17 protein-coding genes are annotated in these 16,098 nt (G+C 41.8%); 2 read left to right on the top strand and 15 right to left on the bottom strand.

Going from position 1 to position 16,098, the window contains the following annotated elements:
* Positions 1-22: 22 nt before the first annotated feature.
* Together HMPREF8571_RS04090 and HMPREF8571_RS04085 are read left to right on the top strand one after the other, a co-directional pair.
* Complete coding sequence (locus HMPREF8571_RS04090) at positions 23-1,585, top strand: ABC transporter substrate-binding protein/permease (RefSeq protein ID WP_000732053.1); 1,563 nt, start codon at positions 23-25, stop codon at positions 1,583-1,585.
* Entirely contained in the window at positions 1,585-2,325 is a 741-nt protein-coding gene (locus HMPREF8571_RS04085) for an amino acid ABC transporter ATP-binding protein (RefSeq protein ID WP_000081948.1), read from the top strand. The genes HMPREF8571_RS04090 and HMPREF8571_RS04085 overlap by 1 nt, the downstream gene beginning before the upstream one ends.
* Positions 2,326-2,415: 90 nt before the next feature.
* On the opposite strand, the gene HMPREF8571_RS04080 is transcribed toward HMPREF8571_RS04085, so the two are convergent.
* The 15 genes from HMPREF8571_RS04080 to HMPREF8571_RS04010 form a co-directional block, all read right to left on the bottom strand.
* On the bottom strand, positions 2,416-2,631 hold the full coding sequence (locus HMPREF8571_RS04080; RefSeq protein ID WP_001130043.1) for a hypothetical protein: 216 nt from the start codon (positions 2,629-2,631) through the stop codon (positions 2,416-2,418).
* Positions 2,632-2,738: 107 nt separating this feature from the next.
* Complete coding sequence (locus tag HMPREF8571_RS04075) at positions 2,739-3,635, bottom strand: SPFH domain-containing protein (protein WP_000242872.1); 897 nt, start codon at positions 3,633-3,635, stop codon at positions 2,739-2,741.
* Between the two features lie 77 nt (positions 3,636-3,712).
* Complete coding sequence (ilvA, locus tag HMPREF8571_RS04070) at positions 3,713-4,963, bottom strand: threonine ammonia-lyase IlvA (RefSeq protein WP_000947310.1); 1,251 nt, start codon at positions 4,961-4,963, stop codon at positions 3,713-3,715.
* Between the two features lie 77 nt (positions 4,964-5,040).
* On the bottom strand, positions 5,041-6,063 hold the full coding sequence (gene ilvC / locus HMPREF8571_RS04065; RefSeq protein WP_000290689.1) for a ketol-acid reductoisomerase: 1,023 nt from the start codon (positions 6,061-6,063) through the stop codon (positions 5,041-5,043).
* 91 nt (positions 6,064-6,154) lie between these two features.
* Positions 6,155-6,631 carry an acetolactate synthase small subunit gene (gene ilvN, locus HMPREF8571_RS04060; RefSeq protein WP_001253812.1) on the bottom strand — a complete coding sequence of 159 codons (477 nt, stop codon included), beginning with the start codon at positions 6,629-6,631 and terminating at the stop codon, positions 6,155-6,157.
* Positions 6,624-8,324, bottom strand: a complete 1,701-nt coding sequence (locus HMPREF8571_RS04055) for an acetolactate synthase large subunit (RefSeq protein WP_000411728.1) — start codon at positions 8,322-8,324, stop codon at positions 6,624-6,626. Before HMPREF8571_RS04055 ends, ilvN begins: the two co-directional genes overlap by 8 nt.
* 324 nt (positions 8,325-8,648) lie before the next feature.
* A complete protein-coding gene (gene fusA / locus HMPREF8571_RS04050; protein ID WP_000090334.1) occupies positions 8,649-10,730 on the bottom strand; it encodes an elongation factor G in 2,082 nt (693 codons plus the stop codon).
* A 388-nt stretch (positions 10,731-11,118) separates the two neighbouring features.
* Entirely contained in the window at positions 11,119-11,589 is a 471-nt protein-coding gene (rpsG, locus tag HMPREF8571_RS04045; protein ID WP_000087874.1) for a 30S ribosomal protein S7, read from the bottom strand.
* A 19-nt stretch (positions 11,590-11,608) separates the two neighbouring features.
* Positions 11,609-12,025, bottom strand: a complete 417-nt coding sequence (rpsL, locus tag HMPREF8571_RS04040; protein WP_001142333.1) for a 30S ribosomal protein S12 — start codon at positions 12,023-12,025, stop codon at positions 11,609-11,611.
* Positions 12,026-12,344: 319 nt separating this feature from the next.
* Complete coding sequence (locus HMPREF8571_RS04035) at positions 12,345-12,944, bottom strand: response regulator transcription factor (RefSeq protein ID WP_000772060.1); 600 nt, start codon at positions 12,942-12,944, stop codon at positions 12,345-12,347.
* A 1-nt stretch (position 12,945) separates the two neighbouring features.
* Positions 12,946-14,043 (bottom strand): sensor histidine kinase, encoded by a 1,098-nt coding sequence (locus tag HMPREF8571_RS04030; RefSeq protein WP_000890464.1) that lies wholly within the window; start codon positions 14,041-14,043, stop codon positions 12,946-12,948.
* Positions 14,044-14,047: 4 nt separating this feature from the next.
* The gene (locus tag HMPREF8571_RS04025; protein ID WP_000794229.1) at positions 14,048-14,782 is read right to left on the bottom strand and encodes an ABC transporter permease; all 735 of its coding nucleotides are present in this window, start codon (positions 14,780-14,782) and stop codon (positions 14,048-14,050) included.
* A gap of 12 nt (positions 14,783-14,794) precedes the next feature.
* Positions 14,795-15,670, bottom strand: a complete 876-nt coding sequence (locus HMPREF8571_RS04020) for an ABC transporter ATP-binding protein (RefSeq protein ID WP_000268378.1) — start codon at positions 15,668-15,670, stop codon at positions 14,795-14,797.
* Positions 15,657-15,851: a hypothetical protein gene (locus tag HMPREF8571_RS04015; RefSeq protein WP_000709166.1), complete on the bottom strand. Its 195-nt coding sequence runs from the start codon at positions 15,849-15,851 to the stop codon at positions 15,657-15,659. The genes HMPREF8571_RS04020 and HMPREF8571_RS04015 overlap by 14 nt, the downstream gene beginning before the upstream one ends.
* Positions 15,848-16,054, bottom strand: a complete 207-nt coding sequence (locus HMPREF8571_RS04010) for a hypothetical protein (protein WP_000390696.1) — start codon at positions 16,052-16,054, stop codon at positions 15,848-15,850. Before HMPREF8571_RS04010 ends, HMPREF8571_RS04015 begins: the two co-directional genes overlap by 4 nt.
* Between the last annotated feature and the right edge of the window lie 44 nt (positions 16,055-16,098).

Raw genomic sequence — 16,098 nt, 5'->3', positions numbered from 1 at the left:
TAGACTAGAAATAGGAGAAAACATGAAAAAATTATGCTTATCTGTGCTTGCTAGCCTAGCCCTCACACTGGGACTAGTTAGCCAGGTCCAAGCCGATGAATATCTACGCATCGGGATGGAGGCAGCTTACGCCCCTTTCAACTGGACCCAAGACGATGATAGTAATGGCGCTGTCAAAATTGATGGTACCAACCAATATGCCAATGGCTACGATGTCCAAATCGCTAAAAAGATTGCCAAAGACTTAGGTAAGGAGCCTTTGGTCGTTAAAACCAAGTGGGAAGGACTTGTCCCAGCCCTTACTTCTGGCAAAATCGATATGATTATTGCAGGTATGAGCCCAACGGCTGAACGCAAACAAGAAATTGCCTTTTCAAGCAGTTACTATACCAGTGAACCTGTTCTATTGGTCAAAAAAGACTCTGCCTATGCCAATGCCAAATCTTTAAACGACTTTAGTGGAGCAAAAATCACGTCCCAACAAGGTGTTTACCTCTATGATTTGATTTCCCAAATCCCTGGCGCCAAGAAAGAAACAGCCATGGGTGACTTTGCTCAGATGCGCCAAGCACTTGAAGCAGGTGTTATCGACGCTTATGTTTCAGAACGTCCTGAAGCCCTGACCGCTGAGTCTGCTAACGCTAAGTTCAAAATGATCCAACCTCAACCAGGATTCAAAACTGGCGAAGAAGATACAGCTATTGCCATTGGACTTCGTAAAGATGACAGCCGCATCAGTCAAATCAATGCCAGCATCGAAACCATTTCTAAAGACGAACAAGTAGCTCTCATGGATCGGATGATCAAAGAGCAACCAGTAGAGGCGACAACAACGGAGGAAGACAGTAGTTTCTTTAACCAAGTCGTTAAGATCCTTTCTGAAAACTGGCAACAACTCCTGCGCGGCGCTGGTATCACACTCTTAATCTCCATTATCGGAACTGTCACAGGGCTCATTATCGGGCTTGCAATCGGAGTCTTCCGAACAGCCCCTCTATCTGAAAACAAGGCCATCTATGGCTTGCAAAAGCTACTTGGCTGGATCCTCAATGTCTATATCGAGATCTTCCGTGGTACACCGATGATTGTTCAATCTATGGTTATCTACTACGGTACAGCGCAAGCTTTCGGTATCAACCTTGACCGCACACTAGCTGCTATCTTTATCGTTTCAATCAATACGGGTGCCTACATGACAGAAATCGTCCGTGGAGGTATCCTAGCAGTTGACAAGGGACAATTTGAAGCCGCAACCGCTCTTGGTATGACCCATAATCAGACCATGCGCAAAGTTGTCCTACCTCAGGTCGTTCGCAATATCTTACCTGCTACTGGTAATGAGTTTGTCATCAATATCAAAGATACCTCTGTACTGAATGTTATCTCTGTGGTAGAACTCTACTTCTCTGGTAATACTGTGGCCACCCAAACGTATCAATACTTCCAGACATTTACAATCATTGCCGTGATTTACTTTGTCCTCACCTTCACAGTGACCCGTATTCTACGCTTCATCGAAAGACGTATGGACATGGATACCTACACTACAGGTGCTAATCAAATGCAAACGGAGGACTTGAAATAATGAGTCAACCTATTCTTGAAATCAAACACCTCAAAAAATCCTATGGACAAAACGAAGTCTTAAAAGATATTTCTCTATCAGTCCACAAAGGAGAGGTTATCTCCATCATTGGGAGCTCAGGAAGCGGAAAATCAACCTTCCTACGTTCGATTAATCTACTTGAAACACCTACTGAGGGGGAAATTCTCTACCGAGGAGAAAACGTCCTTGCAAAAGGCTATGACCTTACTCACTATCGTGAAAAACTCGGTATGGTTTTCCAGTCCTTTAACCTCTTTGAAAACCTCGATGTTCTCGAAAATACTATTGTCGCCCAAACGACTGTCCTTAAAAGAGAACGCTCTGAAGCTGAAAAAATCGCCAAAGAAAATCTTGAAAAAGTTGGCATGGGGGAACGCTACTGGCAAGCCAAACCGAAACAACTTTCTGGTGGGCAAAAGCAGCGTGTAGCCATCGCACGCGCCCTCTCCATGAATCCTGATGCCATCCTCTTTGACGAACCAACGTCTGCTCTGGATCCAGAAATGGTTGGTGAAGTCCTTAAAATCATGCAAGACCTGGCTCAGGAAGGATTGACCATGATTGTCGTAACCCACGAAATGGAGTTCGCCCGCGATGTCTCTCACCGTGTTATCTTTATGGATAAGGGCGTCATTGCTGAAGAAGGCAAGCCAGAAAACCTCTTCACGAACCCTAAAGAAGAACGGACGCGCGAGTTTCTACAACGCTATCTCAAATAAGATAAAAGACTGCATAAAGAATGCAGTCTTTTTTAGTAATTAGGAAAAAGAAAGACAGATCCGCTTTAAGAATCTGCCTGTAAGCGTGGTTTAATCTTCAAATTTTTCATGATTTTTTTCATAGAAATCAATTAAACCTAGGGCTGTTTCAAATGAAATATTTTTCACTTTCGCACGTCCTTGAGCTAAAGCAATGATAGACATCTCACGCGCATTCGTTTCCTTAGAAATACGATACCCTGTAATTTTCTTGTCACGAACCCAGCTGACAACTGATTCTACTTTTTCGAAGTTAGATTTAGCCATATTTCTCCTCCTATTTTATTCTTTACAATTTTTTATTGTAAACGTTTTAATAGTGTTTGTCAATAAAAAAACATATATTCGTCCAAACTATAATATTCTGCATATTTTTATTTGGCTTTTAAAGCCGATAATATATGAGTTCTTATATCCTCAACTCCATTAGGATTCGCTGGTAGGAAGATTGTATTATTACCCTCTTTATCTGCAAAATTATTCAATGTATCTAAGTACTGGTTCGTTAATAGGATCGACATGATTTGTTCTTCAGTTAGTTCGACATTGGCTCCTTTTAACTCTTGGATAGAATCAGCAAGTCCGTCAACAATCGCTTTACGCTGCTCTGCAATCCCTACCCCATGTAGGCGATCTTTTTCTGCTTCTGCTTCTGCTGCGGTCACGATCTTAATCTTATCTGCTTCAGCAAGTTCTTGCGCTGCAACTCTTTTACGTTGTGCAGCATTGATTTCATTCATTGATTGTTTTACTTCAGCATCAGGTTCAACCTTAGTAATCAGCGTTTTGACAATAATATACCCATATGTAGACATTTCTTCTGCTACTTGTTTTTGAACTTCTAATGCAATTTCATCTTTCTTCTCAAATAACTCATCTAAGGTTAACTTGGGTACAGATGAACGTAAAGCATCTTCGATATAGGATTTAATCTGGGCTTCTGGACGCATCAATTTATAATAAGCATCCGTAACGTTGTTTTCATTAACTCGATATTGAGTAGCCACATTCATCGTCACAAATACATTATCCTGCGTCTTAGTTTCTACAACGATTTCACTTTGCAACAATCGTAGTTGGACTCTAGCCGCAATCCTATCAATTCCAAAAGGAGCTCGTACATGAATACCACTATTACTCAACTTTTGGTATTTACCAAAGCGTTCAATAATAGCGACAGATTGTTGCCGTACTACATATACAGAACTAATTACAATCGCTGATACTATCAGCACTAGAAAAAATAGAACAAGTAAAACATGTAAAACCATGGGAATCTCCCCCTTTCATCACCCTCATTATAGCACCATCATATTAATTACGCAAATAATATGATAATAATTTTATTTTACACTAACATATTATACAAAGTCTCATTCCCATTCAAATTAATATAAGATGGGTCAAACTTTTCCATCCGACGAATCAAGCCATTATAATCATGCTTATCCGCAAGAGCAATCCCGATCAAGACTGGCCCTGTCCCCTTGCTGGCTCGTTTGATATACTCAAAACGAGTAATATCATCATGCGGCCCCAAGATATCATTTACAAACTCTCGGAGAGCCCCTGGACGTTGTGGGAAATTGACTACAAAGTAATGCTTGATACCATCATAAATCAAGGCACGCTCTTCCATTTCCGGCATACGGTTAATATCGTTATTGCCTCCAGAAATGACGCAGCAGATTGTTTTGCCTTTGATATAGTCCGATAGAACTTCCAAGGCTGCAACACTGGCAGCTCCAGCCGGTTCGGCGACAATCCCTTGCTTGGAATAAAGATCAATCAAGGTCTCAGAAATCAAGCCTTCATCCACTCCTATAAGAGTTTCAACATTCTGACGTGTCGCTTCATAGGTCAACTGTCCAACTTTCTGTACAGCTATACCATCAGCAAACTTGTCGATTTCCTTTAATTTAACTGGCTCTCCAGCTTCAAAAGCAGCCTTCATCGAACGGGCACCATTGGCTTCAACACCAATGACTTCCATTTCCGGATTTGTTTCCTTGATATAGGTAGAAACTCCCGCAATCAGACCTCCACCACCGACTGGAACGAGAACAGTGTCAAAGTCGATTGACTCTTTCCGAGCATCTTCTAAAATTTCATAGGCAACTGTTCCTTGTCCTGCCTGAACGTGGATGTCATCAAAAGGATCAATAAAGGTTCTATTTTCTGAAACAGTGAACTCTTGGGCTGCCTTAGCCGAAGCGTCGAAAGTATCTCCGACCAATTTGATCGTCACATAGTCACCTCCAAAGAAGCGAACTTGCCCAATCTTTTGTTGAGGCGTTGTGATGGGCATAAAAATTGTCGCAGGAATTTTCATCTCGTTACAAGTGTATGCGACACCTTGAGCATGATTCCCCGCCGATGCACAGACCACACCACGCCCACGTTCTTCTTTTGTCAACTGTGAAATGGCATAATAAGCTCCACGAATTTTAAAAGAGCGAACTCGTTGCGCATTTTCCTTTTTCAGATAGATCTTAGCTCCATACTTTTCTGATAAATAATGATCATATTCCAGTGGTGTATTCACTACTACACCACTTAAAACTTTGTGGGCTTTCACCACATCTTTTGCACTTAGCATGTCTCCTCCTCAAATACTTTACAAGGTAAAAAGCAAGTTAGGTACCCCCAACTCGCCTTCTGTCTTTATTCTAAGAATTAGTTATAGATTTTGAAAGCATCATCATCGTTTTTACCAACGAATGGCATTGCTTTACGTAGTTCTACACCAACTTTTTCAATTTCAAGATCTGCAGCTTGCTCACGGTAAGCAGTCAATTTTGGACGACCAGCCTTGTAGTCATTGACAAAGTCATTGGCAAACTTGCCATTTTGAATATCTGCAAGAACAGCCTTCATGTTTTCTTTGACTTGGTCAGTAATGACACGTGGACCTGATACGTAGTCACCAAACTCAGCAGTGTTTGAGATAGATTGACGCATTTTCTTAAATCCACCCTCATAGATCAAATCAACGATGAGTTTCATTTCGTGAAGGACTTCAAAGTAAGCCAATTCTGGTGCATAGCCAGCTTCTGTCAAGACTTCGAAACCAGCTTCCATCAAAGCAGTCAAACCACCGCAAAGAACCGCTTGTTCACCAAAGAGATCTTCTTCTGTTTCTTCCTTGAAGCTTGTTTCAAGAAGACCAACGCGTGCTGAACCAACACCCTTAGCCCAATCCATAGCGATATCTTTGGCATTTCCAGTAGCATCTTGGTAAACTGCGTAAAGGGCTGGAACACCGAATCCTTCTTCAAAGGTACGACGTACCAAGTGACCTGGTCCCTTAGGCGCACACATAAAGACGTCTACACTCTCTGGCGCTTTGATAAATTTGAAGTGAATGTTAAAGCCATGAGCAAATCCAAGTGCGTTACCAGCTTCCAAGTTTGGAGCTACTTCTTCAGCATAAAGGTCTGCTTGAATTTCGTCTGGTGCCAAAATCATGATCACATCAGCCAACTTAGTCGCTTCTGCTACTGTATAAGTGTCAAAACCGTCTTCTTTGGCTTTATCAAAAGATTTACCTGGACGCACACCGATGATCACATCGTGTCCTGTATCACGCAAGTTTTGCGCATGAGCATGACCTTGTGATCCATACCCAATTACGGCGATTTTTTTACCGTCAAGTGCTGCTACTTTTACATCTTTTTCGTATTCCATTTGTACTGCCATAGTTTTTCTCTCTTTTCTATTATTTATTGCCTTTTAGACTTGTTTAACAAATTTAAGTTGTTTTCTTATACTCAATGAAAATCAAAGAGTATTAGTCACGGGTAAATCCAGTTGCTCCCGTACGAGCAATATTCCTAATTCCATAAGGACGGATTACTCGCAAGAGTGCCTCGCTCTTTTCAGCATTCCCAGTCATCTGGATCGTAATCGAGCTTGGAGCCACATCCACCACCGTTGCACGGAATGGTTGAATAATAGCCAAGATTTCTGCACGCTTTTCAGCAGGCGCAGACACCTTCACCAAGATAACTTCTCTTTCCAAGTGAGGTTTATCTGTAATATCCCGAATGCGAATCACATCGATCTGGCGGTTGAGTTGCTTGATGATTTGCTCGACCTCATCATGAGAAGCTACATCAATGATGATGGTAATCCGTGAAACGTTTGGATCCTCTGTTGCACCGACCGAGATACTCTCAATATTGACCTGACGGCGAGAAAGGACACCCGTAAAACGGTTGAGTACTCCTGAGCGGTTTTGTAGTCTTGCTGTTAACATTCTACGCATGGAACTTTACCCCCAACATCTCATGATTGCTCTTCCCAGCAGGTACCATCGGTAAAACCTGTTCCTTACGAGAAATATCCACCTCGATAAACATCGGCACATCCTCTAGAATGACCTCTAGATCCTTCTCTATCGTCTCTGGATTATCAAACTTGTAGTTTTTGATTCCGTAAGCTTGTGCCATTAGCTGGAAGTCAGGAAGAGTGTCAAAGACTGACTCTGAAGTTCTACCCTCATAGAAGGATTCCTGCCACTGACGAACCATTCCTAGTGAGTGGTTATTTAGCATCACGACCTTAATCGGTACCTTGTAAATGTTTAGGATGGCTAGTTCCTGGTTGGTCATTTGGAAGCCACCATCACCGACAAAAAGAACTACTTCTTTTTCCGGATTGGCAATCTTAGCTCCGATAGCTGCAGGAACTCCAAATCCCATGGTACCCAAGCCACCAGATGTGACCAATTGGCGTTCATTCTGATATGGGTAATACTGGGCTGTCCACATTTGGTGTTGGCCAACGTCAGTAACGACAATAGCTTCGCCATTCGTCAACTCACCGATGCGTTCAATGACTGCCTGCGGTTGAACCACACGTTCTTTCTTATCATAAGAACGAACACGGTTCTTGTCCTTGGTGACTTTGTCAATCCACTTTTCAGTATTGTTATGAACAGTTGGTTCTGCTAGTAGCATCTGCAAGGCTTTCTTTGCGTCCCCAACCACTGGAATGTCTGCACTAATAATCTTACCAATCTCTGCTGGATCAATATCGATATGAGCAACCTTGGCATTTTTAGCAAAGGTCTTAGGATTTCCAGTCAGGCGGTCATCGAAACGGCAACCAATACTAATCATAAAGTCTGCCTCGGTCATGGCAATATTAGCTGCGAAAGAACCATGCATGCCTCCCATTCCGAGGAAGAGTGGATGGCTTGTTGCAATTGTACCTTGTCCCAAAAGACTGGTAACGACTGGAATTTGATAGCGTTCAGCAAATTCATTGAGCTCCTTAGAAGCTTCTGCATAGCTGATACCGCCACCTGCCAACAAAACAGGTTTCTTAGCCTTAGACAATTGTTTCAAGATTTTCTTGATTTGCATGTCGTTTGGTTCTATCGTCGGTTGATAACTCGGTAAATGCACTTCGGGCGAATAGATGAAGTCTGTTTCGAGGGCAGATACATCCTTAGGCAAGTCAATCACGACTGGACCTGGACGACCTGTGGTCGCGATATGAACAGCTTCCGTAATGATACGAGGAATGTCAGCTGTCTCACGAACTTGGTAATTGTACTTGGTAATGGGCATAGTAATACCGACAATATCCGCCTCTTGAAAGGCATCCTTCCCAATTCCCGCTCGAGCGACTTGTCCGGTAAAGACCAAAAGGGGAACGCTATCGCTCATGGCATCCGCAATCCCTGTAATAGCATTTGTTGCTCCTGGCCCACTTGTGACGACTGCGACACCCAACTTTCCAGTTGATTTGGCATAACCTTCAGCTTCGTGCAAACAGCCTTGCTCATGACGACCCAAAATGTGACGAATACCTTTGAAATTATAAATCGCATCATATAATGGCAAGACAGCCCCACCAGGATAACCAAATATGGTATCAATTCCTAAATCATGGAGGGTTTCCAAAACTAGGTCCGATCCCGTCTTAGGAGCGTCTAAACTGATTTTCTCCATTGTTCCCCTTTCTCTTCTCTTAAAAAAATAGCTTGTTACTATCATACCATTTTTTCAAATATTTTCAAGACAAAAGTATCAATTTTCTGAATTTTCTATCTAAGAGTGTATTTATGAGTGTTTTTCTAATTTTTATTAACAATTTAAACAAAATCGGATTCTTTATTAACTTTCATTTATTAACTTTCTCTATTTTCTTAGTAAATAGACTTTCTAAAATCCTTACTAGATTTCTTTCATTTTGCAAATATAGACATACAAGATGCTTGAGAAAGGCATAAAAAAGGAAGCCACTAAGTGACTTCCTTCTAGAGCGACGACTAATTAGTCTTCACCTTTGTTTTTCTTAATGATTTCTTCTTGTACTGACTTAGGTACATCTTCGTAGTGGTCAAATACCATCATGAAGGTACCACGTCCTTGTGATGCTGAACGAAGAACAGTTGCGTAACCGAACATTTCAGCAAGTGGAACGTAAGCACGAACAATTTGGCTGTTACCGTGAGCTTCCATACCATCTACACGTCCACGACGAGCAGTTACGTGACCCATAACATCACCAAGGTTTTCTTCTGGAACAGTGATGGTTACAAGCATCATCGGTTCAAGGATAGCTGGTTGTGCTGATTTAGCAGCTTCTTTAAGGGCAAGTGAAGCCGCGATCTTGAAGGCAGTTTCAGATGAGTCGACATCGTGGTATGAACCATCGTAAAGCTTAGCTTTAACGTCAACCATTGGGTAACCTGCAAGAACACCGTTAGCCATAGATTCTACCAAACCTTTTTCAACCGCTGGGATAAATTCACGAGGAACCACACCACCGACGATTGCGTTTTCGAATTCGAATCCTTTACCTTCTTCGTTTGGAGTAAATTCAATCCATACATCACCGAATTGACCTTTACCACCAGACTGACGTTTGAAGAATCCACGTGCTTGAGTAGAAGCGCGGAATGTTTCACGGTAAGATACTTGAGGAGCACCTACATTCGCTTCAACTTTGAACTCACGACGCATACGGTCAACAAGGACATCAAGGTGAAGCTCACCCATACCTGAGATAACTGTTTCACCAGTTTCAACGTTTGTTTCAACGCGGAATGTTGGATCTTCTTCAGCCAATTTTTGAAGAGCGATACCCATCTTATCTTGGTCAGCTTTAGATTTTGGCTCAACCATTAATTGGATAACTGGTTCTGGAACGTTGATTGACTCAAGGATGATTTTAGCTTTTTCATCTGTCAATGAGTCACCAGTTGTAGTATCTTTCAAACCAACGGCAGCAGCGATATCACCTGAGTAAACAGTGTCAATTTCTTGACGGCTGTTAGCGTGCATTTGAAGGATACGTCCGATACGTTCACGTTTACCTTTAGAAGTGTTCAATACGTATGAACCTGATTGAAGAACACCTGAGTATACACGGAAGAATGTCAAACGACCTACGAATGGGTCAGTCATGATCTTGAAGGCAAGAGCTGCAAATGGCTCGTCGTCAGATGCTGGACGAGTTTCTTCAGCATCTGTATCTGGGTTGATACCTTTGATTGCTGGGATATCAAGTGGGCTTGGAAGGTAGTCGATAACCGCATCAAGCATCAATTGAACACCCTTGTTCTTGAAGGCAGAACCACACAATACTGGGAAGAATTCAACATTGATAGTCGCTTTACGGATAGCAGCTTTCAATTCTTCGTTAGTGATTTCTTCACCTTCAAGGTATTTCATCATCAAGTCTTCATCAGTTTCAGCGACTGCTTCAACCAATTTTTCACGGTATTCTTGAGCTTGGTCAAGGTATTCAGCTGGAATATCTTCTTCAAGGATATCTGTACCAAGGTCGTTAGTATAGATTTCAGCTTTCATCTTGATCAAGTCGATGATACCACGGAAGTCATCTTCAGCACCGATTGGCAATTGAATTGGGTGTGCATTTGCTTGAAGACGATCGTGAAGTGTGCTTACTGAGTAAAGGAAGTCAGCACCGATTTTGTCCATTTTGTTGGCAAATACGATACGTGGAACTCCGTACTCAGTTGCTTGACGCCAAACTGTTTCAGTTTGAGGCTCAACACCTGATTGTGAGTCAAGAACAGTAACCGCACCGTCCAATACACGAAGAGAACGTTGTACTTCGATTGTGAAGTCCACGTGTCCTGGTGTGTCGATGATGTTTACGCGGTGGTTGTTCCATTGAGCTGTTGTCGCAGCAGATGTGATAGTGATACCACGTTCTTGCTCTTGCTCCATCCAGTCCATTTGTGACGCACCTTCGTGAGTTTCACCGATTTTGTGGATTTTACCAGTGTAGTAAAGAATACGCTCAGTAGTTGTTGTTTTACCGGCATCGACGTGAGCCATGATACCGATATTACGAGTTTTTTCAAGTGAAAATTCGCGTGCCATGAGGTTTGTTTCTCCTATTTATTTTAATTTCTATTCTATTATAACACGATTTTAATAAAAACGGATAGGCAGGACCTACCCGTTCTCAATGTTTTCATGTTATGTGTTGGTTTCAACTTGTGAGATGGGAAGTTGAATTGAACTTAAGCTAAAATTAGTTAGCCGATTTGAGCTAGAACGGGATGCGGGGTGAAAAAGATAAATTTTCTTGTATTCATCGAATACTGCGTCAGTTTCCTATTTTCACTGTGCATCCTTACCGTTCCTAGCATCATAATTGAACTCGGGCTAAAAGCTTGGAAAATAGATAAGCTTTCCTAGAATCTTTGATTCCGCGTCAAGCTTCCTAATTTTCAGTCGCTTTTTTAACGCCCTCAGTATCTTATTCTTACCAACGGAAGTGTGCGAAGGCACGGTTTGCTTCAGCCATACGGTGAGTGTCTTCACGTTTCTTAACTGCTGCACCAGTGTTGTTTGCAGCATCCATGATTTCTTTTGCAAGACGGTCTTGCATTGTGTGTTCACCACGAAGGCGAGCGATTGTTACCAACCAACGAAGTCCAAGTGTTGTACGACGTTCTGGACGAACTTCAACTGGAACTTGGTAGTTAGATCCACCAACACGACGTGCACGTACTTCAAGTACAGGCATGATGTTTTCCATAGCTGTTTCAAATACTTCAAGTGCATCGTTACCAGTAGCTTCTTTGATTTGCTCAAAAGCACCGTAAACGATTGAAGCAGCTGTACCACGTTTACCGTCAAGCATAACGCGGTTGATAAGACGAGTAACTAATTGTGAATTGTAAAGCGGATCTGGCAATACATCACGTTTTGGAGCTCTATTTTTACGACTCATTTCTCTTTATCCCCTTTCCTTATGCTTTTTTCGGACGTTTAGTACCGTATTTAGAACGGCCTTGTTTACGATCGTTAACACCTGCAGTATCAAGTGCACCACGGACGATATGGTAACGTACCCCTGGAAGGTCTTTTACACGTCCACCGCGAAGAAGCACCACGCTGTGCTCTTGCAAGTTGTGTCCGATACCTGGGATGTAGGCAGTAACTTCGATAAGGTTGCTCAAACGTACACGAGCGAATTTACGAAGGGCAGAGTTAGGTTTTTTAGGTGTCATTGTTCCAACACGAGTTGCTACACCACGTTTTTGTGGTGAAGAAACGTTTGTTTGAACTTTTTTATGACTGTTGTAACCAACGTTCAAAGCTGGTGATTTAGATTTTTCTACTTTTGATTTACGCGGTTTGCGAACCAATTGGTTAATTGTAGGCATCTACATTCTCCTGTGTTTTTTTATTTTTGGTGATGATACACTTGGTGACAGCTACCATCTGTGTGTACTTTTGCAACATTTGTCAGCACGTCCCTGTACACTTTTGAGAGACCAAAAGTAAAAAGTACCGTCTATTATTGTAACACATTTTTTCTATCCTTGTCAATATTTTTTTCGTTTTTATTCTGATCTTTTAACTCTTTGAAACTAGTTCTTACCGCTTTTCTAAACCAGAAAAGGAGGCAGTTTTGCCTCCTACTTTCTGGTATGAATTTCCTTCGATTAAACATTCGTTTGAGATGTTTTTTTATCTTTCTTATCAAAGCCAACCTGATTCTGTTGCGATGTTAGCTGCCTCTGTTCGATTGCCTGCATTTAGCTTGGAAAGAATATTGGTGACATAGTTTCGAACGGTTCCGTTTGATAGATAGAGTTGGTCTGCAATTTCTTGGTTGGATAGGCCCTGAGCGATTCCCTTTAAGACAGCAATCTCTTGTTCTGTCAATGGATTGGGATGCGTCATCACCACTTCCATCAATTCAGGCGAATATTCCTTGCGCCCTTCGAGAACAGTGTGCAAGGTTTGCATGAGATCTGCAATACTTCTTTCTTTCAAGACATAGGCATCCACTCCAGCCTTAATCGCGCGTTCAAAATAGCCAGGGCGCTTGAAGGTCGTTACGACGACTACCTTAGTTTCTAGCTTTTCTGCTCGTATCCACTCCAAGACTTCAAGGCCAGTCTTAACAGGCATCTCTACATCAAGAATGGCGATATCCACAGACTCTTTTTCTAAAAGTTGAATTGCCTCTTGGCCATCCTTGGCTTGTAGGACAGAATCTACATCTGGTTGAAAGGTAAGCAACTGGCACATGGCATCTCGCAACATACTTTGGTCTTCTGCAACAAGTAGTTTCATCTTAGTTCCTCTCTTTATAAGGTAGTCGTACTTGCACTTCTGTTGGAGAATTCTGACTGATCACCTTTACCTCTCCCGAAAATGGAAGGACACGATCTCGGACTGTATGGAGTTCATCCCCCTTTAGAGAAGGAAAGCCACAGCCATCATCTCTCACTGTTAAAACGAGTTCTTTCTCTGTTCGTTCTACTTTTAAAAAAGCTTTAGACGCTTTAGCGTGTTTGATGATATTGGTCACTAACTCAAGTAAAATCATGGAGGCCGTTGATTCTAATTCCTGAGTTAAGCTAGCAGTATCTAATTGGTGATTGATTTCCGTTTCAATTCCTGCAATTTCCAGCATTTTTTTAACAGTCGTAAATTCAGAAGCAAGGGTTCTGGTTTTAAGATTTTCGATAATTGTACGAACTTCATTCATGGATTCTTTACTGATCTGATGAATTTCTTTTAATTCTTTTTCCACTTGAGGATAGGCCTGCATTTGAAGAAGCTGGAGGGCAAGGTCCGTCTTCACACTCAACATGGCAAAGGTATGCCCCAGACTGTCATGGAGATCCTGACCAATCCGACTGCGTTCATTTTCAGCCAAGAAAAGACTGAGCTTGGCATTTTGTTTCATCTTTTCTTCTTTTATCTGTTCAGATACCTGAATCCGATAAAGACCGAAGGTCAAGGCATCAGAAACGATAAAGGTCACCAAGAAAAAGAGGAGGTGCCAGGGACTAACTTGACCAACCATAGAGATTCCAGTTAAAATCATCGGTTGTAAGACAACAAAACTGACAAAACGCCAAGAGTGGAAAGAAACCTCATCCAGCTCATAAATAAGGAGATTAGATAAATAAAAGATAAACCAAGCGAAGCTCGCATTTAACCAGATGGAACTGTAAAAAATGTAGGCAAGCATGATCCACCAAGCTAGCCACTGCACGGTGCGGTTCTGACTGATTAAAACCGAGTAGAAAGCAAGGACAAATAGTAAGGTCCATAACAAGGTTAAAAGCGGGTACTCTCCAACGATGACACCCGCTATAGGAAAGATGATAAACACTATTGAAATATGAAACATATAATGAGTGTTTTTTAATTTTTCCAACATAGATTTATTTTACCTCGATCCGTTTTTTCAGTTGGATTACCAATACACCAAAGAAAACTGTATAACCTAGCACAACTAAGGCAGCAAGAATATTAAATTCATGGTGTTCCAAATAGGAAGAGACTACCTGCATCAGTTGATAGGTTGGAGTCAATTTTCCAATAGATTGGAGCCATTCTGGGAAGGAATTCAAGGGAAACCATAGTCCTCCTAGGACAGCCAAAGCAATATAGGCAATATTTCCAATAACCGTCATCAGTTGAGCACTGGGAAGCAAGCTCACCAAGACCCCCATGCTGATAAAGACCACGCTTCCGACCAACAACATAACTCCAATCACCAACCAGTCAAGCCAAGGCAGGGTCACTCCACGGACAAAATGACCAACCGAAAAGACAACTATAATTGATAACAAGAAAGTCAACAGAGTGCTGAACAGTTTTGATACATAATATTCTACCATAGATACAGGAGAATGTTGAATCAATTTTTGCCAGTTGTTTGTCTTGTCAGATTCGAGTGTGCTAGGGATACTGAAAAAGGCGCTTGACATGATACTAAAGAGCGTCATGGCAAAAAGATAGGCTTGAAGAACAATTTCTGGAACATCTGACCCTGACATCATACCAGAAAAGATAAGGTAAAACACACTTGGGAGTCCGATGGACAGCAAATAGTAGACGGCTTGCCGTTTCATCAGAATGATTTCCACTTTCATGAGACTTGTCATATTTTTCATCATCAATCTCCTTTAGTCTTGAGTCGTTTCGAAAATACTGTCTAAGAGAGTTCGATTGCGAACTTCAATTTCTTCGATTGTGCAGCCCTGTTCTTGCAAGGCTTCCCATACCTGGCTGGCTTCTTTGGTTGTGAAAGAGAGGGCATTTTGCTTGATTTCAATCTCTTGAACCTGGTCCAAAGTGCTGATAAATTCCTGATAAGTTAGAGGTACCGTAAAATGCTTTTCTTGTTCTTCACCACGCATAGCATAAGGAGTCGTATCGCGAATCAATTCACCCTTGTGGAGGACCAAAATGCGGTCAGCCGTATGTTCTACCTCTTCTATATAGTGAGAAGAATAGACAATGGTCACACCATTTTTCTTTAATTGATTAACAATTTCCCAAAAATGCTGACGTGTCGAGGTATCCATGGCAGCAGTTGGCTCGTCTAAAAATAGAATTTTCGGACGACCGATTAAAGCCAACACGAAAGAGAACAAACGTTTTTGCCCACCAGACAACTTGCCCGCTAGCTGATTTTTCTGCTTGTCTGAGAATCTCAGCAAGTCATCAATTTCTTTATCTGAAAGACTGTCGGGATAAAGTGACTTGAAAAATGATAGAAGTTCTTTCACTTTCAAGCTTTGGACAACTGCATTTTCTTGGGGCAAGACAGAAATAAGCTGCTTTAATCGAGGATCTGTTGGCGCAAAGCCTTGAATGGCGACCCGACCTGAGCTCATGAACTTGTCACCCAAGAGGCAATCAATCAAGGTTGTTTTTCCTGCTCCGTTAGGTCCAATCAAGGCGACACATTCACCATGATGGATTTCAAAAGAGATGTTCCGCAAGATCTCCTTGTCTTTTATTTTCTTACTCAATTTCTCAACTTTAATCACAGCCATGAGATTCTCCTTTCAACCACTTCATTCCCATAGGGAAAACAACGAAAATCATAAATCCAAAACCCCAAGCACCACGAATGAATTGGCCAAGCACGGTTTGGTCAAACCAACCAGTAAACATTTCCACTAACCATACCAAGAGTGACAGGCCGATAAAGAAATAAATGATTGCCTTTTTCATTCCTCAAACTCCTTTTTCGCATCTCTGACCAATTTCAAACCTTCTCTGACAACCCAAGACATCATTCCAAAGCCAGCAAAGAGCTCCCAAGGAAAATGGTAGAAACCCTCGTCCAATCCTGAAAACATGAGATAGGTCATAACTCCTGCTGCTACTAAACCCACTGCGACAATCATTTTATTTTTCATTTCTTCTTCCTCCATTTCCTACTTCAATTATAGTCTTTTGAAGTTGACGGAGCTAGATG

The organism is Streptococcus mitis ATCC 6249 (genome assembly GCF_000146585.1).
Taxonomy (GTDB): domain Bacteria; phylum Bacillota; class Bacilli; order Lactobacillales; family Streptococcaceae; genus Streptococcus; species Streptococcus mitis_AZ.
This window is presented reverse-complemented; position numbering and strand designations above follow the sequence as displayed.